The organism is Mycobacterium sp. E787, assembly GCF_001668725.1.
Classification (GTDB): Bacteria; Actinomycetota; Actinomycetes; order Mycobacteriales; family Mycobacteriaceae; genus Mycobacterium.
On the sequence record NZ_LZKL01000007.1, the window covers coordinates 40,066 to 66,948 of the forward strand.

Consider the following 26,883-nt stretch of genomic DNA (forward strand, 5'->3'; position numbering starts at 1 on the left):
TTGGTGATGGTAGACCTGTCCCGCCCGGAGCTTCCGCTTTCGAGTGCGGCCATCGCCGAACCCACCCGCCACGACCCCGATCCGGGTGGTCATTTCGGCGGCCCCGGTGGTTACGGCGGCCGCTACGTCGCCGAGGCGCTGATGGCGGTGATCGAAGAGGTCACCGCGGCCTACGAGAAGGAACGGGTCAACCCCGACTTCCTGGACACCCTCGACGAATTGCAGGCCAACTACGCGGGCCGGCCGTCGCCGCTGTACGAGGCCGCCCGGCTGTCCGAGCACGCCGGCTCGGCGCGGATCTTCCTCAAGCGAGAAGACTTGAACCACACCGGCTCTCACAAAATCAACAATGTCCTCGGCCAGGCGCTGCTGGCCAAGCGGATGGGCAAGACACGGGTGATCGCCGAGACCGGCGCCGGGCAGCACGGCGTTGCCACGGCCACCGCGTGCGCACTGCTCGGGCTGGACTGTGTGATCTACATGGGCGCCGTGGACACCGCCCGCCAGGCGCTCAACGTGGCCCGGATGCGGCTGCTGGGCGCCGCGGTCGTCTCCGTGGAGAGCGGGTCGCGAACCCTCAAGGACGCCATCAACGAGGCGTTCCGGGATTGGGTCACCAACGCCGACAACACCTACTACTGCTTCGGCACCGCGGCGGGGCCGCATCCGTTCCCCACCATGGTGCGCGACTTCCAGCGCATCATCGGCCTGGAGACCCGCGTTCAGATCCAGGCGCAGGCGGGTCGGCTGCCCGACGCGGTCACGGCCTGCGTCGGCGGCGGCTCCAACGCCATCGGGATCTTCCACGCCTTCATCGACGATCCCGGCGTGCGGCTGGTCGGATTCGAGGCGGCCGGTGACGGCGTCGAGACCGGCAGGCACGCGGCGACGTTCAGCGGCGGTTCGCCCGGGGCCTTCCAGGGATCGTTCTCCTACCTGTTGCAGGACGAGGACGGCCAGACCATCGAATCCCATTCGATCTCAGCGGGTCTGGACTATCCGGGCGTAGGCCCCGAACACGCATGGCTGCGGGAAACCGGACGCGCCGAGTACCGGCCCATCACCGACGCCCAGGCGATGGACGCGTTCGGGCTGCTGTGCCGGACCGAAGGCATCATCCCGGCCATCGAATCGGCGCACGCGGTGGCCGGCGCGCTGCAGCTCGGCGCCGAATTGGGCAGGGGCGCCGTCATCGTGGTCAACCTGTCGGGCCGCGGCGACAAGGACGTCGCGACGGCCGCGAAGTGGTTCGGCTTGATGGGGCCCGACGAGCAATGACGGTGCAGCAGAGCGAAGCCAGCCGGTTGGGGCCGACCTTCGAGTCCTGCCGCCGGGACAACCGCGCGGCGCTGATCGGTTACCTGCCCACGGGCTACCCGGACGTGCCCACCTCCGTCGATGCGATGATCGCCCTCGTCGAATCCGGTTGCGACATCATCGAAGTCGGCGTCCCCTACTCGGATCCGGGCATGGACGGCCCGACCATCGCGCGGGCGACCGAAGCCGCGCTGGCTGGGGGAGTGCGGGTCCGGGACACGCTGGCCGCGGTCGAGGCGATCAGTGCGGCCGGCGGCCGCGCGGTGGTGATGACCTACTGGAACCCGGTGCTGCGCTACGGCGTTGACGCGTTCGCCCGCGACCTTGCCGCCGCCGGCGGCCACGGCCTGATCACTCCCGACCTCATCCCCGACGAAGCCGGGCAGTGGCTGGCGGCCTCCGACGAGCATCGACTGGATCGCATCTTCCTGGTCGCGCCGTCCTCGACGCCGGAACGTCTGGCGCTGACGGTCGAGGCGTCGCGCGGCTTCGTCTACGCGGCCTCGACGATGGGCGTCACCGGTGCACGCGACGCGGTGTCGCAGGCCGCACCCGAATTGGTGCGCCGCGTCAAGGCGGTGTCCGACATACCCGTCGGCGTCGGCCTGGGAGTGCGGTCCCGCGAGCAGGCCGCGCAGATCGGCAGCTACGCCGACGGCGTCATCGTCGGCTCGGCGCTGGTGTCGGCGCTGGGTGACGGCGGCGTGCCCGCCCTGCGCGCGCTGACGGGGGAACTGGCTACGGGTGTGCGGCAACGGGAGGCCGCCTCGTGACGCGCGTGCTCGCCTATATCCCGAGCCCACCGCGGGGGGTATGGCACCTCGGCCTGTTGCCCATTCGCGCCTACGCGTTGTTCATCATCGTCGGCATCGTGGTCGCCCTGATGATCGGCGACCGGCGCTGGGAGGCCCGCGGGGGCCAGCGCGGCGTCATCTACGACATCGCCCTGTGGGCCGTGCCGTTCGGATTGGTGGGCGGCAGGCTCTATCACCTGGCCACCGACTGGCGGACCTATTGGGGGCCGGGCGGCGCGGGATTCGGTGCGGCACTGCGCATCTGGGACGGCGGCCTGGGCATCTGGGGTGCGGTCGCGCTCGGCGGCGTCGGCGCGTGGATCGCCTGTCGGCGTAGGGGGATTCCGCTGCCGGCCTTCGGCGACGCCATCGCGCCGGGAATCGTCTTGGCGCAGGCCATCGGCCGGCTCGGCAACTACTTCAACCAGGAGCTCTACGGCCGGGAAACCACGGTGCCGTGGGGTTTGGAGATCTTCTACCGGCGCGACCCGTCGGGATATGTCGATCCGCATTCGCTCGACGGTGTCTCGACCGGGCAGGTCGCGTTCGTGGTGCAACCGACGTTCCTCTACGAATTGATCTGGAACGTCCTGGTTTTCGTCGCGCTGATCTACGTGGACCGGCGGTTCAAGTTCGGCCATGGGCGGCTGTTCGCGCTGTATGTCGCCGCCTACTGCGTCGGGCGGTTCGGCGTCGAGCTGCTGCGCAACGACACGGCGACGCTCATCGCCGGGATCCGGATCAACGTCTTCACATCGACTTTCGTGTTCATCGGCGCGGTGGTGTACATCATCCTGGCGCCGAAGGGCCGCGAGGATCCCGCGACCTTGCGGGGCAAGGATTACGTTGCCGAGGAGGCGCCGCCACCCGAGCCGGAGGCCGAAGAGGAACCCGAGCGAATAACCGGCCCCTCGGTTGCGGCGGCGGCCGCGGTGGCTGGTGCGGCGGCGGCGGGCAGGGCGGCGAGCAGGCTGATTCCGCGGAGGCGGCCGGCGCCGGTAACGGCTGCGGAGGCCGAAACCGAGGCCGAGACCGTGAAGGCCGATGCCGAAGTTCCCGAGACGGCGGCGCCGGAGGCCGGGGAGCCGGAAACCGCCGATGCCGAAGTTCCGCCGCCGGCGGCGGAGGCCGAAGAGCCCGCCACCGCCCGGGCCGAAGCCGCGGAATCGGAAGCCGAAGAGCCGGAGACCGCCCCGGCCGAGGCCGCAGTCACGGAAGCCGAAGAACCGGAACCCGAAGCGGCTGAGGCGGCCGCAGGCGAGGAACCGGAACCCGAAGCAGCAGCAGAAGAACCCCAAGAGGCCGAGGCGTCGGAACCCGAAGTCGCCGAGGCCGAGGCGGCTGTGGCGGAGGCCGAGGAAAGCGAACCGACCGAGCCGGGCGGCGAGGAGACCGAAGCGTCCGAGGCCGTCGCGGCGGAGGCCGAGGAGGCCGCGGGCGCCGAACCCGAAGCCCAAGACCTCGAAGCCGAGGCCGCCGAGCCCAAAGGTCAAGAGCCCGAAGCCGACTCGGAGCCGGAGGACGACACGGAGAAGCCCGCGGAGGACAGCGGGGCCGGCACCACCAGGCGGCGATTGAGCTTCCGACTGAGAAATCGACGCGGCCCGTAGCGCCGACCTGCCCGGCGCGGGCGGGTCGAAGGGTGAACTCAGGGCTTTTGGTGTGAGCTGGCGGCGGCGTTCGTCGGCGTGTCATCGCCCAGGATTCACACTCGCCGCGAAGGTCGAATAGTGGCGCGGATTGCGCCGTATTCCCTCGAGTAGTCGACGCCCGCCCGACTAAGGTTGACGACGTGAACCGCACGTACGCCGCGGCCGGCACCGGCCTGCTGCTGGCCGGTGCGGTCGGCTACGTCGGCCTGGTCGACCCGCACAACACGAATTCGGTGTATCCGCTGTGCCCGTTCAAATGGCTCACCGGCTGGAACTGCCCGCTGTGCGGTGGGCTTCGCATGACGCACGACCTGCTGCACGGCGACCTCGCGGCCACCGTCAACGACAACGTCTTCGTGCTCCTGGCCATCCCGGCGCTGGCCGGCTGGATCGTGTTTCGCCGGCGGCGGGGCCGGCCGGTGCTGTCGACGCCGGCGGTGGTGACGCTCACCGTCGTGGCGATCGCGTGGACGGTGCTGCGCAACCTGCCGGGCTTCCCGCTGATCCCGACCGTCCTCAGCGGGTAGCCGGGTTGCGTCGAATCGGTGAACTCGGGCTGCTCTCGCCCGGCACGACTATGCTGGTTCGCCGTGAGTAGACGCGGGAAGATCGTCTGCACCCTTGGCCCGGCAACAAACTCCGACGAACTGATTCTGGCGCTGGTAGAGGCCGGAATGGACGTCGCTCGAATGAACTTCAGCCACGGCGACTACGCCGATCACAAGGCCGCCTACGACCGCGTGCGGGCCGCCTCCGACACGACCGGCCGCGCGGTCGGCGTGCTCGCCGATCTCCAGGGCCCCAAGATCAGGCTGGGACGCTTCGCCACCGGGCCCACGTTCTGGGCCGACGGGGAAACGGTCCGCATCACCGTCGCCGACTGCGAGGGCAGCCACGACCGGGTCTCGACGACGTACAAAAAGCTGGCCCAGGACGCCATGGTCGGTGACCGCGTCCTGGTCGACGACGGCAAGGTCTGCCTGGTGGTCGACGCCATCGACGGCGACGACGTGGTCTGCACCGTCGTCGAAGGCGGCCCGGTCAGCAACAACAAGGGCATCTCGTTGCCCGGCATGAACGTCTCCGCCCCCGCCTTGTCCGACAAGGACATCGAGGATCTGACCTTCGCGCTGAACCTGGGCGTCGACCTGGTCGCGCTGTCGTTCGTGCGCTCGCCATCCGACGTCGAGCTGGTGCACGAGGTGATGGACCGCATCGGGCGCCGGGTACCGGTGATCGCCAAGCTGGAAAAGCCCGAAGCCGTCGACAATCTGGAGGCGATCGTGCTGGCGTTCGACGCCATCATGGTGGCCCGCGGCGACCTGGGCGTCGAGCTGCCGCTCGAGGAGGTTCCGCTGGTGCAGAAGCGGGCGATCCAAATCGCCAGGGAGAACGCGAAACCCGTCATCGTGGCCACCCAGATGCTGGACTCGATGATCGAGAACTCGCGGCCCACCCGCGCCGAGGCCTCCGACGTCGCCAACGCCGTGCTCGACGGCGCCGACGCGCTGATGCTGTCGGGGGAGACGTCGGTGGGCAAGTATCCGCTGGCGGCCGTCCGGACGATGTCGCGGATCGTCTGCGCGGTCGAGGAGAACTCCACGGCCGCGCCGCCGTTGACGCATGTGCCCCGCACCAAACGCGGGGTGATCTCGTATGCCGCCCGCGACATCGGCGAGCGGCTCGACGCCAAGGCCCTGGTCGCCTTCACCCAGTCCGGCGACACGGTGAAGCGGCTGGCGCGCCTGCACACCCCGCTGCCGCTGCTCGCCTTCACCGCGTGGCCCGAGGTGCGCAGCCAGCTCGCGATGACGTGGGGCACCGAGACATTCATCGTCCCGATGATGACGTCGACCGACGGCATGATCCGCCAGGTCGACAAGTCGCTGCTCGAACTCGGTCGTTACAAGCGCGGTGACCTGGTGGTCATCGTGGCCGGCGCGCCGCCTGGCACAGTAGGGTCGACAAACCTGATCCATGTGCACCGGATCGGGGAGGACGACGTCTAGCTCGCCGGAGAGGAGAGGCCGCGATCAAGACCACCTCTGATTTCGAGGAACTGCTGGCGGTACTGGACCTCAACCGCGTATCCGACGATCGCTTCCTCGGCTCCCACCCCAGCAAGAACCCGATGCGCACCTTCGGCGGCCAGCTCATGGCGCAGTCGTTCGTCGCCGCCAGCCGCACGCTGAACCGCGACGACTTGCCGCCCAGCGCGCTGTCGGTGCACTTCGTCAACGGTGGAGACACCGCCAAGGACATCGAATTCCACGTGGTGCGGCTGCGAGACGAACGCCGCTTCGCCAACCGGCGCGTCGACGCGGTGCAGGGCGGCGTCGTGTTGTCCTCGGCGCTGATCTCGTACATGCAGGGCGGTCCGGGCCTCGAGCACGCCGTCGACCCGCCGCAGGTGGCGCAGCCCCACACGCAGCCACCGCTCGGCGAATTGCTGCGCGGGTACGAAAAGACCGTCCCGCACTTCGTCAACGCCCTGCAGCCGATCGAGTGGCGCTTCACCAACGACCCGTCCTGGGTGATGCGCGACAAGGGTGAGCGGCTCCCGCACAACCGGGTCTGGATGAAGGCGCTGGGTGTGCTGCCCGACGACCCCGTCCTGCACACCGCCACCATGCTGTTCTCCTCGGACACCACGGTGCTGGACTCGGTCATCACCACCCACGGGCTGTCCTGGGGTTTCGACCGCATCTTCGCCGCGTCCGCGAACCATTCCGTGTGGTTTCACCGGCAGGTCAACTTCAACGACTGGGTGCTGTACTCGACGTCGTCGCCGGTGGCCGCGGACTCGCGCGGGCTGGGCACCGGGCATTTCTTCGACCCCGCCGGGCAGATGGTCGCCACGGTCGTCCAGGAGGGCGTGTTGATATATTTCCCGCCCTCCGGACGATAAACAGGTCACAGTACGGCATACCTGCAGGAAAACCGCCTGATTCGAGCCCACCGCGGCCGCAATCCGGCGTAAGTTCTACACAGCCGGGTATTCGGTGCGAGTGGGCGGGAACAAACTGCCGAAGTGAACTGATCGCATCGGGAGGTGAGAGTGAACGGACCCGTCGACCTCTCAGCGAAGCCCCGCGCGCGGGAACGCGTAGTCGTCCATGTCGATTCACTTGCGGCCCGCTGGATGGGGGCATTGGCCCTGCTCTGCGCTGCGGGCTGGCTGATTGTCGTCCTTGCCCGCCACCACCAGCAGCCCTATTGGCATTACGCCGACCGGCTGGGCTGGTCGCTGACCGTGCTGGGCGCGGTGGCGTTCATCGCGCGCGGCATCTTCCTGGGACGCCCGGTCACGACCGTGCACGCCGTTGCCGCCGCGCTTTTCGTGGTCGCCGGGCTGGGGGCGCACGTGCTGTCCTTCGACCTGCTCGGCAATGTGCTGATCGTCGCCTCCGGGATGGTGCTGATGTGGCCGACGTCGGCCCGTCCGAGGCCCGATGACCTGCCCCGGGTGTGGTCGTTGATCGACGCCACCGGCGACGACCCGTTGGCGCCCTTCGCCATGCAGACGGGCAAGTGCTACCACTTCACCGCCGACGGCAGGGCCGCGCTGGCCTACCGGACCCGGCTGGGGTACGCGGCGGTCGGCGGCGACCCGATCGGTGACGAGGCGAGATTCCCCGAGTTGGTCGCCGACTTCGCCGCCATGTGTCACACGCACGGCTGGCGCATCGCGGTGGTCGGGTGCAGCGAGCGGCGACTCGAGCTGTGGCGTGACCCCGCGGTCATCGGACAATCGCTGCGGGCGGTCCCGATTGGCCGCGACGTCGTCGTCGACGTGGCCGGCTTCGACATGGTGGGCCGCAAGTTCCGCAACCTGCGTCAGGCCGTGAAGCGCACGCACAACGCCGGCATCACCACCGAGATCGTGGCCGAGCAGGAACTCGACGAGAAGCTGCTCGCGGAGCTCACCGAGGTGGTGCGGGCCTCTCCCAGCGGCGCCCACCACGACCGCGGCTTCTACATGAACCTCGACGGCGTGCTGGAAGGACGGTTCCCCGGCATTCAGCTGATCATCGCCAGGGACGCCGACGGTCGCGTGCAGGGCTTCCACCGCTACGCGACCGCCGGCGGAGGCAGCGACGTCACGCTTGACGTCCCCTGGCGCCGCCGCGGGTCCCCCAACGGGATCGACGAACGGCTCAGCATCGACATGATCATGGCCGCCAAAGAGGCTGGGGCGCAGCGGGTATCGCTGTCATTCGCGGCGTTCCCCGAGATCTTCGAGGACAAGAATCGCGGCCGGGTCCAGCGTGTCTTCTACCGGCTGATCCACATTCTCGACCCGCTGATCGCGCTGGAGTCGCTGTACCGCTACGTACGCAAGTTTCACGCCATGGACGCGCGGCGCTACGCGCTGATCTCGATGACCCAACTGCTTCCGTTGGTGGTCGTGTTGTTGACGCTCGAGTTCATGCCGCGCCGGCGGCACCTCTAGCCGACGGCGCAGGCCCTGGAAAGCGCCTGGGCCTCCGGGGCTTTGGCGGGGGGCTTGGCGTCGCGGCGCCGGCCGGACGCCCTGCTGTTGAGCCAGCAGGCGAGTCCGCCGACCACCAGGCCGACCCCGACGCCGGGATCCGGCCGCTGGCCGAGCATCAGCCACGACAGCACCGCGGCGACCGCGGGAATGACGGCGAACAGCATCGCCACCGCCGCCGCGCCGTGGGTATTGATGGCGCGCACATACAGGCTGACCGCCAGCGTGGCATTCAACAGCACGATGCCGCCGACCGCCATCGCCGCCTTGATCCCGTCGTGGACGGCGAAGGGCGTGAGGGCCGCAAGGGCCGCCGCGGGAATCAGCGCCACCGCGTTCTGCATCGCGCTCATCGCGCGGAAGTCGACCCCGGCACAGAACCGCTGCTGATAGACGCCGCCCGCCGAAAGACCAAGCAGGGCAACGACGAGCAGCACGATGACGGGGTCGAGGCCGTGAGTGCTCATCAGCCGTCGGGCGCAGGCGGCGAGCACCGCGACGACGCCGAGGACCAGTGCGGCCAACCGCTGCGGGCCGAGCGGGTCCCGCAGGAACACCGCACCGAGGATTGCCGTGGTCACGGGATTCATCGCGATCGCCACCGCCCCGAGCACCGCGGGCGAGCCCAGCTGAAGAGCCTCGTAGAGGCAGCAGAACTGGACGGCTTGGATCAGCAGGCCGGCCACCAGCACGTGGCCGAACTGCACCCCCCGCGGCCAGGGCGCCTTGGCCAGCAGGGTCCAGGCCGCCAAAATCAAAGCGGCCAAAGCGAACCGGAGGACCAGGGCGGCCATCGGCGTCATCGCCGCCACGGCCAGGGCCCCGATCGGATAGCCCAACGCGTAGAGGAGGGTCACCGCGGAAGCGGTGGACAGTGGCATGCGCGGCAAGTCCATGCCACCCATGTTCGCGTGCTCGACTGACCGAGTCCAACGATTATTACGGGTCGGGATCGATCGTGAGCACTTATCGGTGATTGGTCCAAAATCCAATTTTCGACATGGTTACCTCGGCTATTGATCGTGAATACGAATCGAATTAGGGTGCAGACATGGCTCAGGTCCTGGACATCGCACCCCTGCGCAGCCTCGTCGCCGTCGCCGACTGTGGCGGATTTCACCGTGCCGCCGCCGCGCTGCACGTGAGCCAGTCCGCCGTCAGCCAGCACCTGCGCAGGATCGAAGCGGTGGTCGGCCAGACACTGGTCGAACGCTCGGGCCGCGGCATGGTGTTCACCGAAGCCGGCCACAAGGTGCTGCGGCACGCCCGCGCCATCCTGGCCGCCCACGACGCGGCGCTCGACGACCTGGGCGCAACCGAACAGGCGCTGTTGACGATCGGCGCTACCGAGCACGGCGCCGACGTGATGCTGGCCGGCCTGACCGGGGCGCTGCGCGAGCGACTTCCCGACCGGCGGGTGCGCTTTCGGCTCGACCGCAATGTGTCGCTGGCCGACTCCATCGAACGCGGGCTGGTGGACGTGGCGGTCATGCTCGACGGAGCGGGCCTGGATCGCGTCAACGCGTCGGGATCGGTCCCGCTGCAATGGGTTTCGGCCCGCACCTTCGCGGCGTCGACGCGCGATCCGCTGCCGCTGGTGATCTTCTCGGAACCGTGCACGTTGCGGGAACCGGCGTTTTCGATCCTCGAAAGGCGCGACATCGCCTACGAGATCGCCGTCGAGTGCGGCGATCTGTCCGGGCTCTACGCGGCCGTGCGGTCGGGTCTCGGGGTGGCGCTGCTCCCGATGATCGGAAAGCTTCCCGATGGCCTGTGCCCGGCCGAGGGCCTGCCGCCGGCCAATTTCGCCTCGATACTGGTTCGCGGTCGGACCGGCATCGACGCCGACCTGCTCAGCACCGTCGACGCCGCGGTGCGTGACGTGCTGGCCGCCGAGAACTGAAGGTAGCCAAGGCCGGCTGTGATGTCGCAAAGCCGCTAGCCTCCGGCCGCGCGGGCCTGTTGGGTGGGCCCCATGGCCGAAACATCGGGATTGCGCGACGAGGCCATGCGCGCATTCATCGTGAGCCTGTCGCAACTACAGTCGACGGCGCCGACGTGGTGTCGCGGCCGGTTGTTCTGCGCAGCGATGGCCGGTCCGATCTGGTTGTGGCGCCGGGCCGCGGCCTGTCGGCCACCGCGGGCCGCGACGGCGTGGTGATAGAGCTACTGCCCCACGAGCTGCCGCTGGTGCTGTGGGGGCGTTGTCCGGCGCGGCTGCGCGATCCGTACGGCAACGCCGAGACAATCGAGGACGTCCTGCGCCGCCTGGATTGGGATCAATAAGATCCGAGGGGAATCCCCGGCCGACCCGGGTGCGTTGGTTGCGTCATGACCACTGGAATCATCATCACGGCGCGCCAGGATGCCGAAAACCTCGTCGATGACGTGATTGGACAGGCAAGGCGTGCATACGAACTCGGCGTCCGCCAGATCTGGCTGGCCCAGCAGGCCCATTACGACGCGATCGCGCTGGCGGGCCTGATCGGGGCCGCCGTGCCTGGGCTGGGGGTGGGCACGTCGGTGGTGCCGATCAACCCGCGACACCCGTTGATCGTCGCCTCGTTGGCTCAGACGGCGCAAGCCGCCTCGCACGGCAACTTCAGCCTCGGACTCGGCCTCGGCGCCCGTGCGATAGAACGCCAGACGTTCGGCACCGACTGGTCGAACACGATCCAGCGGCTGCGCGAGCATCTCACCATCCTGCGCGCCGTCTTCGACACCGGCAGCGTCGACGTCCATGGCGCCGAGCTGAGCGCCAGCCCCGCGTTTCCTGTGGCGGTGGCCGGCGGAACGCCTGTGCCCGTGTACGTCGCCGCGATGGGGCCCAAGGCGTTGCGCGTCACCGGCGAACTCGCGGACGGCACGCTGCCCTACCTCGCCGGGCCTCGCACCATCGCCGAATTCATCGCGCCGGCGATCGCCAAAGCGGCCGCCGACGCAGGCCGCCCGTCACCGCGGATCATCGCCGCGGTTCCCGTGCTGCTGTCCGACGACGCGGACACCGCGCGCGCCACCGCTGGCGAGCAGTTGAGCTTCTACCAGACCATCCCGTCGTACCGGAACGTCATTGCAAGGGAGGGCGTCGCCAACATCACCGAACTCGCCGCGATCGGGACCCGGGAATCGGTGCTGCGGCAGCTGCGGCGTTATCTGGACGCGGGCGCGACGGACGTCGTGATCAGCCCGGTGGACCGCTCGGAATCGGTTGATCGCGAAGCATTGTGGAGCCTTACCGCCTCGTTGTGAGCCTGTCAGGCCGCGACGTGATCGACGTGAAGTTCCCGACACCGAATACCCTCAGGCACGTGGTGGGTGGCCACCACGACGGTCCGCTCCGCCGACATCAGGCCGGCGTCCGGGCCCAGCAGGTCGCTCAGCACCCGGTCGGCGTCGGCCGCGTCGAGGTGTTCGGTGGGCTCGTCGAGCAGCACGACGCGGGCCGGCGAGATGACGGCGCGGGCCAGCAGCAGTCGCCGACGCTGTCCCGCCGAGAGTGCCTGCGCGCCACCGGTCAGCACCGTCGACAGGCCTTCGGGCAAACCGGCGAGCCACCCGCCGAGGCCCACGGCGCGCAGCGCCGCCGTCAGCTCGTCGTCGCGGCAGTCGCCGCGGGCGACCAGCAGGTTGTCCCGGACCGTGGTGGCGAAGACGTGCGCGTCCTCGGCGAAAAAGCTGACGGCCCTGTGCAATTCGTCCTCGCCGAAGCGCCCGAGGTCGGTTCCGTCCAGCGTTACCCGCCCGTCCAGCGGGGGGATCAGCCCGGCTAGCGTCATCAGCAGCGTCGTCTTGCCCGAACCGCTGGGGCCGGTCACCGCGAGCCGGGCACCCGGCGCCAGGTCGAGTCGCACCGGGACCGATCGCGCCGAATCCGCGTGACCGGAACGGACGTCGACGGAAAGCGCCCCGCACGCGGGCACGACCTCGCCGGGCTCGGCCGGGCGGTCCGGCGGGGCCAGGTCGAGCAGGCGTCGCGCGGCGATCCGCGAGCGCGTCAGCTGGACCGCGGCGGCCGGTAGCGGCGTCGTCGCCTCGAAAGCGGACAGCGGCAACAACATCAGCACGGCCAGGGTGGTGGGTGCGACGCTGTGCGCCAACGCGATCCCGGCCACCACCGCACCCAGGACGCTGGCCCCGATCGCAGCGGTCGGCATCGCCTCGGCGATGGCGGCCGGTCGGGCGGCGGCGTCCAGGGCGTCGGCCCAGGCGCGTTGGCGGCGTTGCGAATCGGCGATGACGCCGGGCAGGGCGCCGGCGACGCGCAGCTCCGGCGCGTGCTCGAGGGCGATCATCGCGGATTTGTCGCGATCTGAATGGTGTTGGCGGGCAACCTCTTCCTGTGTGGCCGCGGCCCGGCCGGCCAGCCTGGGGGCGACGAAGCCGGCGACCAGCAGGCAGATCGCCAACACCGTCGCCGCCGGTAGCGAAATGACCGCGACGGCCACGGTGGCGGCCAAGCCGAGCACCGCCGCGACGGCGATCGGCACCACGGCGCGCACCAGGACGTTGGCCAGCTCGTCGACGTCGGCGCCCACCCGGGCCACCAGCTCACCGCTGGGCAGGCGGACGGCGGCCGCCGCCGGACCGCCGGCGAGCCGGTGATAGATCTGCGCCCGCGCGCTGCCGGCGGCGCGCAGCGCGGTGTCGTGGGTGGCCAGCCGCTCGCAGTAGTGCAGCACGCCCCGCGAAATCGCGAACGTGCGCACGGCGACGACCGCGACGGACAGGTCCAGCACGGGCGGCATCTGCCAGGCCCGGGTGATCAGCCATGCCGAACACCCGGCCAGGGCCAGCGCGCTGCCCAGCGACAGCACGCCCAGTGCCACGGCCGCCAGGACCCGCGGCAGCCGCGGGCGCAGGAGCGTCAACGCTTGCACGGCCATCTCGCGGCGACCCGCGGCGCCTACGGGAGGATCAGACCGCGACATGATCGACCCCGGCCTCCGCGGCCACCTCGACCACCCGGTCGCCGACCGCCACGACGGGCTCCCGGTGGCCGACGACGACGACCGTGGCTCCGGCGCGTGCCCGGGCGACGACGGCCCGCAGCACCCGCTGCTCGGTGCGCGCGTCCAGGTGCGCGGTGGGCTCGTCGAGCAGCAGCACCGGCGCCGCCGACCCGAGCGCGCGCGCGAGGCCCAGCCGTTGCCGCTGTCCCAGCGACAGCCCGACGCCGCCGCGCCCGAGCGTCGTGTCCATTCCGTCGGGCAGGTCTGCCAGCACCGCGTCGAAACCCGATGCCGCACAGGCCTCGTCGAGATCGTCCACGCCGCCAAGCAACACCAGGTTGTCGCGCACGGTGCCCGGGACCAGCACCGGGCGCTGCGGCAGCCACGACAGCTGGCGCCACCACGCGGCGGGATCCAGGTCGGCGACGTCGACCCCGGCCACGGTGACCCGGCCCGACGACGGCACGGTGATGCCGGCGATGGCCTGCAGCGTGGTGCTCTTGCCGGCGCCGTTGGGTCCGGTCAGCACCGTCACCCGCCCCGGCTCGATCACCGCCGTGAGGTCGCGCGGGGCGCGGCCGTCCCGGCCTGCCACGCTGAGGCTGTCCAAGCGGATCTCGGCGCCGCTCGCGTCCACGGTCCGACTGCCCGCCGCTGGGCCGGCCGGCTCGCCGATGAGGGCGAACGCCTTGTCGGCGGCGGTCCTACCGTCCTGTGCGGCATGGAATTCCACGCCGATCCGGCGCAGCGGCCAATACACGTCCGGCGCCAGCAGCAGCACCGTCAGCCCGGTGGTCAGCGTCATCTCGCCGAACACCAGGCGAAGGCCGATGCCGACCGCGATCAGCGCCACGCCGAGCGTGGCCAGCAGTTCGAGCACCAGCGCCGAGAGGAACGCGATCCGCAGCGTCGCCATCGCCGAGCGGCGGTGGGCGGCGGCGAGTTCGGCGATCCGGTCTTCGGGGCCCCGGCCGCGTCCCAGCGCCCGCAGTGTCGGAATGCCGGCGATCAGGTCCAGCAGTCGGGCCTGCAGGGTCGTCATAGCCTGCAGCGCCGCCGCCGAGCGATCGGCCGTCGCGAGCCCGATCAACACCATGAAGATCGGTATGAGGGGCAGGGTGACCGCCACGATCACGGTCGATTTCAGGTCGTAGGCCGCGATCACGGCGACGGTCGCCGGGGTCAGGATCGCGGCGAGCAGAAGGGTGGGCAGGTAGCCGGTGAAGTAGGGGCGCAGCCCGTCGAGGCCGCGGGTGACCACGACGGCGGCGGCGTCACGCTGGGCGGCCAGTTCGCGTGGCTGCCGCGCCGTCACCGCCGACAGCACCTGGGCGCTGAGGTCGGCGATGACCGCGCCGGCTCCCCGCTGAGCCAGGCGGGCCTGCAGCCATTGCGTCACCGTGCGAACGATCCACAGTGCCAGCAGGATTGACAGTGGCGCCAGCCACACGCGCAGGCCGCGCGCCGGGGGATGTGCGACCACGCGCGCGACCGTGGCCGCCAGCACGATGGCCGAGCCGATCGCGCAGCCCGAGATCACCACCCCGCAGGCCACGGCGGTGACCAGGTAGCGCCGCAACGCGGCCGACGCCCGCCACAGTCGCGGGTCCAGCGGCGCCCGGCTGCTCAGGACGGACGCCTTGCCAGCCCGATCGGCGGCGGTATCCGGTCTGACGAAAGACGTTGCCGGAAGACCCAATACGTCCACGCCTGGTAGACCACCGTCAGCGGCGCCATGATCGCGGTCACCCACGTCATGATCGTGAGGGTGTAGGGGGTCGACGAGGCGTTGTAGATCGTCACATTCCACTGGGGGTTCAGCGTCGAGGGCACCAGGTTCGGATACAGCGAGCCGAACAGCAGGATGACCACGGCCGCGACCACCAGGGCGGTGCAGGCAAACGCCCACCCGTCCGACCCGCGCCGCCACACCAACAGCACCGCCGCGAGCTGCGCGGCGACGGCAACGCCCAGTACCAACCAGGTCCAGCCCTTGCCGTGTGCCAGCTGCGTCCAAAGCCCGAACGCCGCAACCAATCCGGTCACCGGAAGCGACAGCCACACACCGAATCGGTGCGCGTCATCGCGGGTGGTGCCCGAGGTCTTCAGGGTCACGAACACCGCGCCGTAGAACCAGAACAGCCCCGCGGTGGCCAGACCGCCCAGCAGGGTGTAGGGGTTGAGCACGTCGGTGACCGACAAGTCGACATGGCCGGTGGCGTCCACCGGCAGACCGCGGACCAGGATGGCGAACGCGACCCCCCACAACACCGCGGGCAGCCACGATCCGGCGGCGATCCCGAAATCGGCCCAGGCGCGCCATTTCGTGTCGTCGACCTTGCCGCGCCATTCGATCGCCACGGCGCGCACGATCATGCCGAACAGGATCGCCAGCAACGGGAGATACAGCGTGGAGAACACCGTGGCGTACCAGCCGGGAAAGGCGGCGAACATCGCGGCGCCGGCGGTGATCAGCCACACCTCGTTGCCGTCCCAGACCGGGCCGATGGTGTTGAGGACGGTGCGCCGCCGCAGTTCCGGTTCGCCGGTGCCTGAAGGAGCGAGGCGGGCCAACGGCTCCATCAGCATGCCGACGCCGAAGTCGAAGCCCTCCAGAATGAAGAAACCGAGGAACAGCATCCCGATGATGCCGAACCACAACTGTTGCAATGCCACCGGTCAGCTCCTTAATACGCGAACGAAAGCGGTGCCACCTCGTCGTCGCTGGGTGCGCGAGGCGGTGCCGGTTCGGCGTCGTGTTCCTGCGGCCCTTCGACGACGTAGCGCTTGAGCAGCCAGAACCAGATGACCGCCAGCACCGCGTAGACGACGGTGAAGGTCACCAGGGACGTGACGACCATGCCGGGGGCGTGCTGGGAGACGGCTTCGCGAACGGTCAACCGCACCTGCTGATCGCCCGTCGGGTTCGGCGCGACGATCCATGGCTGGCGGCCCATTTCGGTGAACACCCACCCGGAGATGTTGGCCAGGAACGGCGTCGGAATGGTGAGCAGCGCCACCCAGGAGAACCAGCGCTGGCCGGGCGCCCGGCCGCCCCGGGTGAACCACAACGTCGCCAGCGCGAACAACACCGGAATGGCCAGGAAGCCGATCATCGCGCGGAACGACCAATACGTGACGAACAGGTTGGGCCGGTAGTCGTTCGGACCGAATCGGTGCTCGAAATCCTGCTGGATATTGCGCACCCCCTGCAACGTGACGTCGCTGGTGCGGCCCTCGGCCAGGAACGGCAGCACGTAGGGCACCTCGATCACGCGGGTGATGCTGTCGCAGTTGTTGTGCGTGCCGACGGTCAGTATCGAGAAGTTCGGGTCGGTTTCGGTGCTGCACAACGATTCTGCCGACGCCATCTTCATCGGTTGCTGAACGAACATCAGCTTGCCCTGGCGGTCGCCGGTGAAGAACAGCCCGACGGCGGCCAGCAGCACCACCCAGCAGCCCAGGATGGCCGCGGGGCGGAACACGGTGCGGGCATCCGCCTCGGGGACGGTGGACGCCGTGTTACGCGAACGGATCAGCCACCACACGCTCACGGCGGCCACGAAGGTCCCCGCCGTCAGCAACGCGCCGGTCACGGTGTGCGAAAACGCGGCCAGCGCAGTGTTATTGCGGAGCAGCGCGCCGATGCTGTTCAACTCGGCGCGGTGCGTCGTCGGGTTGTAGTGCGCGCCGACGGGATGCTGCATGAACGAGTTCGCCACGATGATGAAGAAGGCCGACACGTTCACCGCGATCGCCACGATCCAGATGCACGCCAGGTGCATCAGCCGCGGCAGCCGGCTCCAGCCGAAGATCCACAGGCCGATGAAGGTGGATTCGAAGAAGAAGGCGAACAGGCCCTCCATCGCGAGCGGGGCGCCGAAGATGTCGCCGACGAACCGGGAGTACTCGCTCCAGTTCATGCCGAATTGGAATTCTTGCACGATGCCCGTCGCCACGCCGATGGCGAAGTTGATCAGGAACAGCTTGCCGAAGAATTTGGTCAGGCGATACCAGGCGGCGTTTCCGGTGGCCACCCAGAGCGTCTGCATGACGGCGAGCAGGGGAGCCAGGCCGATGGTCAGCGGTACGAAGATGAAGTGGTAGACGGTGGTGATACCGAACTGCCACCGCGAAATGTCGACGACGTTCATTGTCATCTCTCCTGACTACGGCCAGCTACGACACAGTGTAGTAGTTGGGTCAGACCGGCGCCATGCCTTGCCGTGTGAGTTGTTTGGACGCCTTGCGGATGCTGAACGACGACACGATTTCGAAGACGCCGATCACCACGAACCAGACGCCGACCACGATCGCCAGGGTGACGATCGACGCGAACGGCGACGCCAGCACGACGACACCGGCGAGCAGGCTGATCACGCCGACGAAAATCGACCAGCCGCGTCCCGGCAGCGCCGGGTCGCTGATGGCCGAAACCGTCGTGGCGACGCCGCGGAAGATGAAGCCGATGCCAATCCAGATGGCCAGCAACAAGACTGCGTAGCCCTCGCCGAAATGGCGAAACGCCAAGACCGCCAGGATGAGTGACGCCGCCCCGCTGATGAACAGCAGGATCCGGCCGCCCGCCGACACGTGCAGGCAGAACGCGAAGACCACCTGCGTGACACCGGTGATGAGCAGATAAACGCCGAACGCGACGGCGGCGACCAGGATGGAAATTCCGGGCCACGCAAGGATCACGGCGCCCACGATCAGCGACAGAGTTCCCGAGACCAGCGTCGATTTCCATAAGTGCGGCAACAAGCTTGGAGCCGCGACGGTGCCCGGAGTGGTTTGCATGGCAGCAGTCTGACATGACCGGCGGTGCCGCGGATAGGGACTTTCGGCTCAGACGTGCGCCGTGCGCGGTGCCTCCGAGCGCAGGTCTGGAGATTCCTCGGTTGCCTTGCGGCCGATCAGATACCACGTGCGCATGAGCCCCTTCCCCTTGACTTCGATGCGGCCGCGCTCCTGCAGTACGAACTCGTCTTTGAGGCGCAGGTACATCGCCTCGGGCACTTGAACCCGTCCCGCCGAGTCGGTGGCTTCCATCCGGGAGGCGACATTGACGGCGTCGCCCCACACGTCGTAGAAGAACCGTCGCGAACCCACCACGCCCGCGGCAACGGGCCCGCACGCCATCCCCACTCGGAGCGGGACCGGCTCGCCGCGCGGATCCTTCAGTCCCGCAGCGACATTGGCCATGTCGAGCGCGAAATCCGCCAGCGCCTGGGCATGGTCGGGCCGGGGGTGCGGGACGCCGCTGACCACCATGTACGAGTCGCCGCTCACCTTGATTTTCTCGAGGCCGTGCTTGTCGACGAGCGCGTCGAAAGCGCCGTACAAGCGGTCGAGGAAGCGCACCAGGTCGGCGGGCGGGGTGCTGCTGGCACGCTCGGTGAACCCCACCATGTCGGCGAACAGGACTGAGGCGTCGTCATATTTGTCGGCGATGATGCCGCGGCCAGGCTCCTTGAGCCGCTCGGCGATGCTGGCGGGCAACATGTTTTCGAGCAGCGTCTCCGAGCGCTCGTATTGAGCTTCGATCACGGCCTCGGCGCGCGCGGTGTCCCGCAGGGCGTACCACATCGTCACCACCACCATCACCACCGCCGACACGGTGGTGACGACGAAGCCCATCGACGTGGCCCACGCCGGCTGAACGCCGGTTTCGCGCGGAACGAGGAATTCCACCGCGATGGTCAGACCGGCGGCGACCGCCGCGAGAGCTGCCGCCAGCAGGATGTGTTCGATCCCCACCAGCAGTACCACCAGGCACGCGCCGACCAGGAAGAAGTACTGGCCGCCCGCACCGGTGCCCACCGCCATGCAGCTGGCGACGATCGACACGTAGGCCGCGCAGATAAACGTAACCGGCGCAACCAATTCCCCGAATCGCCGCAGCCACGGGATGGTCGCGAAGACGACGGCGGCGCCGATGTTGATCGAGTTGATGCGCCAGGACCACGACCCCGTGGCGACCTGCATGCACACGAAGGTGGCGAGGATCAGCACCGCCAGCCCGGCGGCGATGGACAGCACCCGTCCCCGGCGCGCCGCGCTGGCGGCGTAGTGCAGATTGCGGTCACGCGTCTGCTCCCGCACCGCGGCCACGCAGTCCGGGCGATCCGACGAGCCATGTTTCCGGGGTGGGGCCCCGCATTTCTTGGCCACCACGACCAAGAGTAACGGGTGACCTCGCTATTTGTCGGGTGCCTAGTCGAATGGTTGCGATCCGCGGCGCCCGGCTGCGCCGCGCTTGCGATCATGCCTAGTCGAATGGTTGCGATCCGCGGCGCCCGGCTGCGCCGCGCTTGCGATCGCGCCTAGTCGAATGGTTGCGATCCGCGGCGCCCGGCTGCGCCGCGCTTGCGATCGCGCCTAGTCGACATCACCCGTGAGCCAGTCCGACGGGTGGTGCGGTGCCAGCGAGCCGTTGGGCATGATGTGCCGCACCGGGTGGCCGTCGCGGGTGGCCAGGTCGGCGATCATCCGCCGGTGGCAACGCCACCACATCGGTTCCCCACACATCACGGCGACGTCGCCGCCCTCCGCCTCGCCCAGCAGCCGCCGGTACGCCGCCCGGAAGCCGGGCGTTCGGGTATGGGCCGCGTAGTTGGCGAAGGATGCGTTTTCCCACCACTGGTCGCGGGGCACCGGGTCGCTCGGCGGCTTGCGCCGCCCACCGAGATCGGGTTCGTGGCGGTAGGCGATCCCCGCGGCGCCTAGCCATTCCGGCATCGCGTCCTTCGACACGTCTGGGTTGCGCCGCGAGCCGGGGAAACTGCGCACGTCGACCAGCAGCGTGATGTTGTGCTGGCGCAGCGCCGCAGTGATCTCCTCGGCGGTTTTGGCGCCGTGGCCGATGGTGTAGAGCATCTACCGGGGATGCCCTCGGTGGGTTTCGAACCCACATCGGAGCGGTATGACTTTGCCGCCAGGAAAAGTCGCCGCCTGAATGGCTCCGCTTCCATCGGCTTACGGTTGCCCGGTTCCCTGCAATAAAGACGTCCTCCGTCGCGGCGTCGCCGATGGGGGACTAGCCGTAACGCGCCAGTCCCGCAGGATGAAACTGCTTTCGCTGGGAGTGGCGATAATTCTTGCGGCTGCGGTGGCGGATCAAATGAAAAGCGGTGCTGGTTACGCCAACCGGAGAAACCCGTGACCGTTCCCCCGTCACCATTCGTGCCGAAACCGCGGATGAAAACAAATAGCGCGTATACGGTCGGCACCAGATCGTGGCCCGCTTGGCGGGTTCTGGCATTACCGCTCCTCACGCCGTCATGATCGAGCGGGCCGGCGCGACGACGTTGACCGGCAAGCAGAGGTGAAGTCGGCCAAAGGCGTTGCGCGACTGATGCTTAGAACCCGGCGCCGTGCGGTTGAACGGCCGACGCGCTGGCCTGGCAAGGCTTCCGAATGTGATCGAAGATCTGGAAAGTCTCGCTGCGGTCAGGGCCAGATCAACACACCAAACAATTCGAACGGAACATGCCATAGTGCTGAAAGGATCACGCCCACCAGCGTGAATAGTGCTAACGCTGGTAACAAAGATACGATAACTGCGAGCAATGCTACATCCGCGAGGCCGCTCCAAAAGTTCGGTATCTGATTGAGCAATTGGCCCAACGCGGCGTTAGCGCTGGTTAACATATCGATCAATGCGCCCGGCGCGGCGGCGATACCACCGGCGGAGGGCGCCGCCGTCGCATCAGAGTGCAGCAACGACGCGGTGTTGGCGGCCTCAGCGGCCGCGTACCAGTGCGCACTGGCAGTCAAGTGCTGTAGCAAATGCTCATGGAACGCCGCCGCTCGCGCTGCCTGTGCCTGATATTCCTGGGCGTATCCCGAGAACAGGTGGGCGATGCCCACCGACACCTCATCGGCGGCCGCGGGCAACACTGCGGCGGTCGGGGTTGCCGCTGCCGAGTGGGCCACGCTCAGTGTCGAGCGAACAGCCGCCAGACTTGTTGCGGCCGCCGCCATCATCTCGGGTGCTGCGATTACATAGGACATCGCTGCTTTTCCGCTAACCACCACTGGACCGACGGATATGGTAACCAGCGGATTTCATGCTAACGGGCCGGTAAAGCCCGATCAAACAAACTCGATGATTTCATAGAAATCTCAAGTCATCGGGAGGCTGCCGGCGCGCTGCGCCCGGGCGCCGGCGCGTTGCTGGAAGCCGAGACCCCTGGGCACGCGGGGGCGATATTCACCCTGACCGGGGTTAGTGGTGCCCTCGGTGGGATTCGAACCCACACTGGACGGGTTTTGAGTCCGTTTCCTCTGCCAGTTGGGATACGAGGGCGGGCAGCCTCCCACCATAGAGGATCGGTGCTCCCGTCGACTCTGACCGCCCCCGAGTTCGCTGGTCGCGGGGGTGCACGACACAATGTCCGTCATGACAGGCCCCACGACCGACACCGGCGCCGCAGCGCGGCGCCGGGTACTGATCGCGGAAGACGAAGCGCTCATCCGGCTGGACCTCGCCGAGATGCTCCGAGAGGAGGGGTACGAGATCGTCGGCGAGGCCGGTGACGGCCAGGAGGCCGTCGAGCTGGCCGAGCGCCACAAGCCCGACCTGGTGATCATGGACGTGAAGATGCCGCGGCGTGACGGGATCGATGCCGCCTCGGAGATCGCCAGCAAGCGCATCGCGCCGATCGTGGTGCTGACCGCGTTCAGCCAGCGCGACCTGGTCGAACGCGCCCGCGACGCCGGCGCCATGGCCTACCTGGTGAAGCCGTTCACCATCAGCGACCTGATCCCGGCCATCGAGCTGGCTGTCAGCCGGTTCGCCGAGATCAGCGAGCTGGAACGCGAGGTCGCGACGCTGTCCGACCGGCTGGAGACCCGTAAGGTCGTCGAGCGCGCCAAAGGCCTGCTGCAGACCAAGCAGGGCATGACGGAGCCCGAGGCGTTCAAGTGGATTCAGCGGGCGGCCATGGATCGGCGCACCACCATGAAGCGTGTGGCCGAGGTTGTGCTGGAGACCCTCGGGGATGCCCCGAAGGACGCCGCTTCCGAGTAGCGCCCGCGCGTCGAGCCTGCGCTCAGATCGCGAATTTGGGCGATTCGACGCTCTGGTTGCAGTCTCGGCGTAAGGCGCGGCTCTAGCGGGCCACGATCACCGACGAGCCGTGCCCGAACAGGCCCTGGTTGGCGGTGACGCCCACCGTGGCGTTCTCAACCTGCCGACCGGTGGCCTGACCGCGCAGCTGCCAGGTCAGCTCGCAGACCTGCGCGATGGCCTGGGCCGGGATGGCCTCGCCGAAGCAGGCCAGTCCGCCCGACGGGTTGACCGGGACCCGGCCGCCGATCGCAGTGGCACCGCTGCGCAGCAGCCCCTCGGCCTCGCCCTTGGCGCACAGCCCCAGGTGCTCGTACCAGTCGAGCTCCAGCGCGGTGGACAGGTCGTAGACCTCGGCCAGGCTGAGGTCCTCCGGCCCGATGCCCGCCTCGGCGTAGGCGGCGTCGAGGATCTGATCCTTGAACACCCGCTCGGGTGCGGGCACCGCCGCGGTGGAATCCGTTGCGATGTCGGGCAATTCGGGTAGGTGCTGGGGGTAGCGCGGGGTCACCGTGCTGACCGCGCGCACCGACGGCACGCCGTCGAGCGAGCCGAGATGCTTACGCGCGAAGTCAGCACTCGCCACGATCAGCGCCGCCGCGCCATCGGAGGTCGCGCAGATGTCCAGCAGCCGCAGCGGGTCGGAGACCACGGGGCTGGCCAGCACGTCCTCGATCGAGTTCTCCTTGCGGTAGCGGGCGTTCGGGTTGTTCAGCCCGTGCCTGGAGTTCTTCACCTTCACCTGCGCGAAGTCCTCGAGCGTGGCGCCGTAGAGGTCCATCCGCCGCCGCGCCAGCAGCGCGAAGTACACCGTGTTGGTGGCACCGATGAGATGGAAGCGCTGCCAGTCGGGGTCGTTGCGGCGCTCGCCGCCGACGGGCGCGAAGAAGCCCTTCGGCGTGGTGTCGGCGCCGATCACCAGCGCGACGTCGCAGAACCCGGCCAGGATCTGGGCGCGGGCGCTCTGCAGGGCCTGTGAGCCGCTGGCGCACGCGGCGTAGCTCGAGCTGACCGGAATGCCGTTCCAGCCCAGCTTCTGCGCGAACGTCGCGCCGGCGACGAAACCGGGGTAGCCGTTGCGGATGGTGTCCGCGCCGGCGACCAGCTGGATCTGGCTCCAGTCCAGTCCGGCCTCGGCCAGCGCGGCGCGCGCGGCGACGACGCCGTACTCGGTGAAGTCCCGGCCCCACTTGCCCCAGGGGTGCATGCCGGCGCCGAGGATGTACAGCGGTTCCGGAGTCATGACGCCACCTTCCACGCGTGCACGATGCGCTCGACGCCGTCGTCGTCAACGAACAGCGGCATGGTGGTCAGCTCCATCTCCATGCCGACCTTGAGGTCGGCGGCCAGCGTGCCCTCGACCACCTTGCCGAGCACGATCAGGCCCTCCTCGGCCAGCTGCACCGCGGCGACGGCGAACGGCTCGAAGGGGTCCGGGGAGGGGTACGGCGGCGGTGGCGCGTAACGGTTTTCGGTGTAGCTCCACAGCGTTCCGCGCGTTGACAGCGCGACGGATGTCAGCGTGTCGTTGGCGCAGGCCGGGTTGGGGCAGTTGTTCTCGCGCGGCGGGAAGACATACGTGCCGCACTCGGGGCACTTGCTGCCGACCAGGTGCGGGCTGCCGGTCGAGTCGGTGGCGAACCATCCGTCGATCGCGGGTTGTTGGCTGGTGACCTCTGGCACTTCGCCAGACTACCCAGCCCCCACCCGAAACTGAAACGTGTTGCAGTTTCCCGGCGGGCCATCGGGGGCCGGTCCGTCGTACCGGGTGCCTAGAGTGAATGCCGTGCCCGCCGCCACCCCTCAGAAAACCGAGGAACAAACCAAACCGACACTGATGCTGCTGGACGGCAATTCGCTGGCGTTCCGGGCGTTCTACGCACTGCCCGCCGAGAACTTCAAGACCCGTGGCGGGCTGACCACCAACGCGGTCTACGGCTTCACCGCCATGCTGATCAACCTGCTGCGCGACGAGGCCCCCACGCACATCGCCGCGGCGTTCGACGTGTCCCGGCAGACCTTCCGCTCCGAGCGCTACCCGGAATACAAGGCCAATCGGTCGTCGACCCCCGACGAGTTCCACGGCCAGATCGACATCACCAAGGAAGTGCTGAACGCGCTGGGCATCACGGTGCTCTCCGAGCAGGGCTTCGAGGCCGACGACCTGATCGCGACGCTGGCCACCCAGGCCGAAAACGAGGGCTACCGCGTGCTGGTGGTGAGCGGCGACCGCGACTCGCTGCAACTGGTCAGCGACGATGTGACTGTCTTGTACCCGCGCAAGGGCGTCAGCGAGCTGACCCGGTTCACCCCCGAGGCGGTGGTCGAAAAATACGGGCTGACCCCCCGGCAGTACCCGGACTTCGCCGCGCTGCGCGGCGATCCCAGCGACAACCTGCCCGGCATCCCCGGGGTGGGGGAGAAGACGGCGTCCAAGTGGATCGCCGAATACGGCTCGCTGCAGGGTCTGGTCGACAACGTCGACTCGGTGCGCGGCAAGGTCGGCGACGCGCTGCGGGCCAACCTGGCCAGCGTCATTCGCAACCGCGAGCTCACCGACCTCGTCAAGGATGTGCCGCTGGCCCAGACGCCGGACACGCTGCGGCTGCAGCCCTGGGACCGTGACCAGATCCACCGGCTCTTCGACGACCTGGAGTTCCGGGTGTTGCGCGACCGGTTGTTCGAGACCCTGGTGGCCGTCGAGCCCGAGGTCGACGAGGGTTTCGACGTGCGCGGCGGCGCGCTGGAGCCCGGCACGGTCGCGCAGTGGCTGGCCGAGCACGCCGGCGACGGGCGGCGGGCCGGGCTGGCCGTGGCGGGCACGCACCTGCCGCACGGCGGGGACGCGACCGGGCTGGGCATCGCCGCCGCCGACGGCGGTGTCGCCATTGGCGCCTACGTCGACACCGCGACGCTGACCCCCGAGGACGACGCCGCGCTGGCGGCCTGGCTGGCCGACCCGGAGAAACCCAAGGCGCTGCACGAGGCCAAGCTGGCCATCCACGATCTGGCCGGCCGCGGCTGGACGCTGAACGGCGTCACCTCCGACACCGCGCTGGCGGCGTACCTGGTGCGGCCGGGGCAGCGCAGCTTCACCCTCGACGACCTCTCGCTGCGCTACCTTCGCCGCGAGCTGCGCGCGGAATCCACTGAGCAGCAACAGCTTTCACTGCTCGATGACATCGAGGGCACCGACGAGCAGGCCGTCCAGACGCTGATTCTGCGGGCCCGGGCCGTGGTGGACCTGGCCGACGCGCTGGACGCCGAGCTGGACCGCATCGACTCCAGCGCCCTGCTGGGCGAGATGGAGTTGCCCGTCCAGCAGGTGCTGGCCGGCATGGAAAGCGCGGGCATCGCCGTCGATCTCCAGCTGCTGGGCGAGCTGCAAAGCCAGTTCGCCGACGAGATCCGCGACGCCGCCGAGGCGGCCTACGCCGTGATCGGCAAGCAGATCAACCTCGGCTCGCCCAAGCAGCTGCAGGTGGTGCTGTTCGACGAGCTCGGCATGCCGAAGACCAAGCGCACCAAGACCGGCTACACCACCGACGCGGACGCCCTGCAGTCGCTGTTCGACAAGACCGGGCACCCGTTCCTGCAGCACCTGCTGACCCACCGCGACGTCACCCGGCTGAAGGTGACCGTCGACGGGTTGCTGAACTCGGTGGCCGCCGACGGCCGCATCCACACCACCTTCAACCAGACGATCGCGGCCACCGGCAGGCTGTCGTCGACCGAACCCAACCTGCAGAACATCCCGATCCGCACCGACGCCGGCCGCCAGATCCGGGACGCGTTCGTGGTCGGCAAGGGCTACGAAGAGCTGATGACGGCGGACTACAGCCAGATCGAGATGCGGATCATGGCCCACCTGTCCCGCGACGAGGGCCTCATCGAGGCGTTCAACACCGGGGAGGACCTGCATTCGTTCGTCGCATCGCGGGCGTTCGGCGTGCCCATCGAGGAGGTCACCCCCGAGCTGCGCCGCCGGGTCAAGGCGATGTCTTACGGGCTGGCGTACGGGTTGAGCGCCTACGGGCTGTCGCAACAGCTGAAGATCTCCACCGAAGAGGCGAAGGAGCAGATGGACGCCTACTTCGCCCGCTTCGGCGGGGTGCGCGACTACCTGATGGACGTCGTGGAGCAGGCCCGCAAGGACGGCTACACCTCGACGGTGCTGGGCCGCCGCCGCTATCTGCCGGAGCTGGACAGCAGCAACCGTCAGGTGCGGGAGGCCGCCGAGCGGGCGGCGCTCAACGCGCCGATCCAGGGCAGCGCGGCCGACATCATCAAGGTGGCGATGATCGAGGTCGGCAAGGCGATCAAGGAGGCGGGGCTGGCGTCGCGGATGCTGCTGCAGGTACACGACGAGCTGTTGTTCGAGATCGCGCCGGGCGAGCGGGAGCGGGTCGAGGCGTTGGCCCGCGCCAAGATGGGCGCTGCCTACCCGCTGGACGTCCCGCTGGAGGTTTCGGTGGGTTACGGGCGCTCTTGGGACGCCGCCGCCCATTAACGGCACATTGGAGCCCGTCCAATTGTGCGTCGCGTTGGGGGAAATATCGGCCGAAAGTTTGCCGTGGCGTTACCCTGAGGTCGACAATTTACGAGG

The 26,883-nt window shown here is 68.8% G+C and carries 23 protein-coding genes and 1 tRNA gene; 12 read left to right on the top strand and 12 right to left on the bottom strand.

Annotation, left to right across the window (positions count from 1 at the left end; translation table 11 throughout):
- Positions 1-3: 3 nt before the first annotated feature.
- The 7 genes from trpB to A5705_RS00265 all read left to right on the top strand — a co-directional run bounded on the left by trpB (position 4) and on the right by A5705_RS00265 (position 8,216).
- Entirely contained in the window at positions 4-1,278 is a 1,275-nt protein-coding gene (gene trpB / locus A5705_RS00235) for a tryptophan synthase subunit beta (RefSeq protein WP_197521216.1), read from the top strand.
- A complete protein-coding gene (trpA, locus tag A5705_RS00240; RefSeq protein WP_068274415.1) occupies positions 1,275-2,090 on the top strand; it encodes a tryptophan synthase subunit alpha in 816 nt (271 codons plus the stop codon). The genes trpB and trpA overlap by 4 nt, the downstream gene beginning before the upstream one ends.
- Entirely contained in the window at positions 2,087-3,721 is a 1,635-nt protein-coding gene (locus A5705_RS00245) for a prolipoprotein diacylglyceryl transferase (protein WP_068274420.1), read from the top strand. The genes trpA and A5705_RS00245 overlap by 4 nt, the downstream gene beginning before the upstream one ends.
- A gap of 182 nt (positions 3,722-3,903) precedes the next feature.
- Positions 3,904-4,290: a DUF2752 domain-containing protein gene (locus tag A5705_RS00250; RefSeq protein ID WP_067878441.1), complete on the top strand. Its 387-nt coding sequence runs from the start codon at positions 3,904-3,906 to the stop codon at positions 4,288-4,290.
- A 63-nt stretch (positions 4,291-4,353) separates the two neighbouring features.
- On the top strand, positions 4,354-5,772 hold the full coding sequence (gene pyk / locus A5705_RS00255) for a pyruvate kinase (RefSeq protein WP_067878444.1): 1,419 nt from the start codon (positions 4,354-4,356) through the stop codon (positions 5,770-5,772).
- A gap of 23 nt (positions 5,773-5,795) precedes the next feature.
- A complete protein-coding gene (locus tag A5705_RS00260; protein WP_067878447.1) occupies positions 5,796-6,671 on the top strand; it encodes an acyl-CoA thioesterase II in 876 nt (291 codons plus the stop codon).
- Between the two features lie 150 nt (positions 6,672-6,821).
- Positions 6,822-8,216 carry a bifunctional lysylphosphatidylglycerol flippase/synthetase MprF gene (locus tag A5705_RS00265; RefSeq protein WP_067878450.1) on the top strand — a complete coding sequence of 465 codons (1,395 nt, stop codon included), beginning with the start codon at positions 6,822-6,824 and terminating at the stop codon, positions 8,214-8,216.
- Here the strand turns inward: A5705_RS00265 and A5705_RS00270 are convergent.
- Positions 8,213-9,136: a DMT family transporter gene (locus tag A5705_RS00270; RefSeq protein WP_082956206.1), complete on the bottom strand. Its 924-nt coding sequence runs from the start codon at positions 9,134-9,136 to the stop codon at positions 8,213-8,215. The two genes, A5705_RS00265 and A5705_RS00270, sit on opposite strands and share 4 nt — an antisense overlap.
- Positions 9,137-9,306: 170 nt before the next feature.
- Here A5705_RS00270 and A5705_RS00275 point away from each other — a divergent pair, with 170 nt between their 5' ends.
- The 3 genes from A5705_RS00275 to A5705_RS00285 all read left to right on the top strand — a co-directional run bounded on the left by A5705_RS00275 (position 9,307) and on the right by A5705_RS00285 (position 11,504).
- A complete protein-coding gene (locus A5705_RS00275) occupies positions 9,307-10,158 on the top strand; it encodes a LysR family transcriptional regulator (RefSeq protein WP_067878453.1) in 852 nt (283 codons plus the stop codon).
- 206 nt (positions 10,159-10,364) lie between these two features.
- Entirely contained in the window at positions 10,365-10,541 is a 177-nt protein-coding gene (locus tag A5705_RS00280; RefSeq protein ID WP_231982336.1) for a hypothetical protein, read from the top strand.
- A gap of 45 nt (positions 10,542-10,586) precedes the next feature.
- A complete protein-coding gene (locus A5705_RS00285) occupies positions 10,587-11,504 on the top strand; it encodes an LLM class F420-dependent oxidoreductase (RefSeq protein ID WP_068274423.1) in 918 nt (305 codons plus the stop codon).
- 5 nt (positions 11,505-11,509) lie between these two features.
- Here A5705_RS00285 and cydC read toward each other — a convergent pair whose 3' ends face one another.
- The 9 genes from cydC to A5705_RS00330 all read right to left on the bottom strand — a co-directional run bounded on the left by cydC (position 11,510) and on the right by A5705_RS00330 (position 21,515).
- Entirely contained in the window at positions 11,510-13,138 is a 1,629-nt protein-coding gene (cydC, locus tag A5705_RS00290; protein ID WP_068274426.1) for a thiol reductant ABC exporter subunit CydC, read from the bottom strand.
- Positions 13,139-13,169: 31 nt separating this feature from the next.
- Entirely contained in the window at positions 13,170-14,783 is a 1,614-nt protein-coding gene (gene cydD / locus A5705_RS00295; protein ID WP_068274429.1) for a thiol reductant ABC exporter subunit CydD, read from the bottom strand.
- Positions 14,784-14,830: 47 nt separating this feature from the next.
- A complete protein-coding gene (cydB, locus tag A5705_RS00300) occupies positions 14,831-15,880 on the bottom strand; it encodes a cytochrome d ubiquinol oxidase subunit II (protein ID WP_067878472.1) in 1,050 nt (349 codons plus the stop codon).
- 11 nt (positions 15,881-15,891) lie between these two features.
- Positions 15,892-17,358: a cytochrome ubiquinol oxidase subunit I gene (locus A5705_RS00305; protein ID WP_067878474.1), complete on the bottom strand. Its 1,467-nt coding sequence runs from the start codon at positions 17,356-17,358 to the stop codon at positions 15,892-15,894.
- A 49-nt stretch (positions 17,359-17,407) separates the two neighbouring features.
- Positions 17,408-18,004, bottom strand: a complete 597-nt coding sequence (locus A5705_RS00310; RefSeq protein WP_156762976.1) for an HdeD family acid-resistance protein — start codon at positions 18,002-18,004, stop codon at positions 17,408-17,410.
- Between the two features lie 48 nt (positions 18,005-18,052).
- Entirely contained in the window at positions 18,053-19,381 is a 1,329-nt protein-coding gene (locus A5705_RS00315) for an adenylate/guanylate cyclase domain-containing protein (protein WP_068274516.1), read from the bottom strand.
- Between the two features lie 204 nt (positions 19,382-19,585).
- Positions 19,586-20,083, bottom strand: a complete 498-nt coding sequence (locus A5705_RS00320) for a DUF488 family protein (RefSeq protein ID WP_067878482.1) — start codon at positions 20,081-20,083, stop codon at positions 19,586-19,588.
- 573 nt (positions 20,084-20,656) lie between these two features.
- A complete protein-coding gene (locus A5705_RS00325; RefSeq protein WP_082956200.1) occupies positions 20,657-21,220 on the bottom strand; it encodes a PE family protein in 564 nt (187 codons plus the stop codon).
- Positions 21,221-21,438: 218 nt separating this feature from the next.
- Positions 21,439-21,515, bottom strand: a tRNA-Leu gene (locus tag A5705_RS00330).
- A 93-nt stretch (positions 21,516-21,608) separates the two neighbouring features.
- Between A5705_RS00330 and A5705_RS00335 the strand changes: the two genes are divergently transcribed.
- Positions 21,609-22,238 (top strand): ANTAR domain-containing response regulator, encoded by a 630-nt coding sequence (locus tag A5705_RS00335; RefSeq protein ID WP_067879142.1) that lies wholly within the window; start codon positions 21,609-21,611, stop codon positions 22,236-22,238.
- Positions 22,239-22,320: 82 nt separating this feature from the next.
- Here the strand turns inward: A5705_RS00335 and A5705_RS00340 are convergent, their stop codons facing one another.
- Both A5705_RS00340 and A5705_RS00345 read right to left on the bottom strand, forming a co-directional pair.
- A complete protein-coding gene (locus tag A5705_RS00340) occupies positions 22,321-23,520 on the bottom strand; it encodes a lipid-transfer protein (RefSeq protein ID WP_067878489.1) in 1,200 nt (399 codons plus the stop codon).
- Positions 23,517-23,960: a Zn-ribbon domain-containing OB-fold protein gene (locus A5705_RS00345; protein ID WP_067878494.1), complete on the bottom strand. Its 444-nt coding sequence runs from the start codon at positions 23,958-23,960 to the stop codon at positions 23,517-23,519. The genes A5705_RS00340 and A5705_RS00345 overlap by 4 nt, the downstream gene beginning before the upstream one ends.
- A 154-nt stretch (positions 23,961-24,114) precedes the next feature.
- On the opposite strand from A5705_RS00345, the gene polA reads away from it, so the two are divergent.
- Positions 24,115-26,787, top strand: a complete 2,673-nt coding sequence (gene polA, locus A5705_RS00350; protein WP_068274519.1) for a DNA polymerase I — start codon at positions 24,115-24,117, stop codon at positions 26,785-26,787.
- The last annotated feature ends 96 nt before the right edge of the window (positions 26,788-26,883 follow it).

What these genes read in the sequence shown, in the direction of transcription:
- cydC (WP_068274426.1), bottom strand. Translation starts at nt 13,138, where the DNA reads ATGGCCGTGCAAGCGTTGACGCTCCTGCGCCCGCGGCTGCCGCGGGTC.
- A5705_RS00335 (WP_067879142.1), top strand. Translation starts at nt 21,609, where the DNA reads ATGACAGGCCCCACGACCGACACCGGCGCCGCAGCGCGGCGCCGGGTA.
- A5705_RS00285 (WP_068274423.1), top strand. Translation starts at nt 10,587, where the DNA reads ATGACCACTGGAATCATCATCACGGCGCGCCAGGATGCCGAAAACCTC.
- A5705_RS00320 (WP_067878482.1), bottom strand. Translation starts at nt 20,083, where the DNA reads ATGCTCTACACCATCGGCCACGGCGCCAAAACCGCCGAGGAGATCACT.
- A5705_RS00325 (WP_082956200.1), bottom strand. Translation starts at nt 21,220, where the DNA reads ATGTCCTATGTAATCGCAGCACCCGAGATGATGGCGGCGGCCGCAACA.
- A5705_RS00310 (WP_156762976.1), bottom strand. Translation starts at nt 18,004, where the DNA reads ATGCAAACCACTCCGGGCACCGTCGCGGCTCCAAGCTTGTTGCCGCAC.
- trpA (WP_068274415.1), top strand. Translation starts at nt 1,275, where the DNA reads ATGACGGTGCAGCAGAGCGAAGCCAGCCGGTTGGGGCCGACCTTCGAG.
- polA (WP_068274519.1), top strand. Translation starts at nt 24,115, where the DNA reads ATGCTGCTGGACGGCAATTCGCTGGCGTTCCGGGCGTTCTACGCACTG.
- A5705_RS00270 (WP_082956206.1), bottom strand. Translation starts at nt 9,136, where the DNA reads ATGCCACTGTCCACCGCTTCCGCGGTGACCCTCCTCTACGCGTTGGGC.
- A5705_RS00275 (WP_067878453.1), top strand. Translation starts at nt 9,307, where the DNA reads ATGGCTCAGGTCCTGGACATCGCACCCCTGCGCAGCCTCGTCGCCGTC.
- A5705_RS00305 (WP_067878474.1), bottom strand. Translation starts at nt 17,358, where the DNA reads ATGAACGTCGTCGACATTTCGCGGTGGCAGTTCGGTATCACCACCGTC.
- A5705_RS00340 (WP_067878489.1), bottom strand. Translation starts at nt 23,520, where the DNA reads ATGACTCCGGAACCGCTGTACATCCTCGGCGCCGGCATGCACCCCTGG.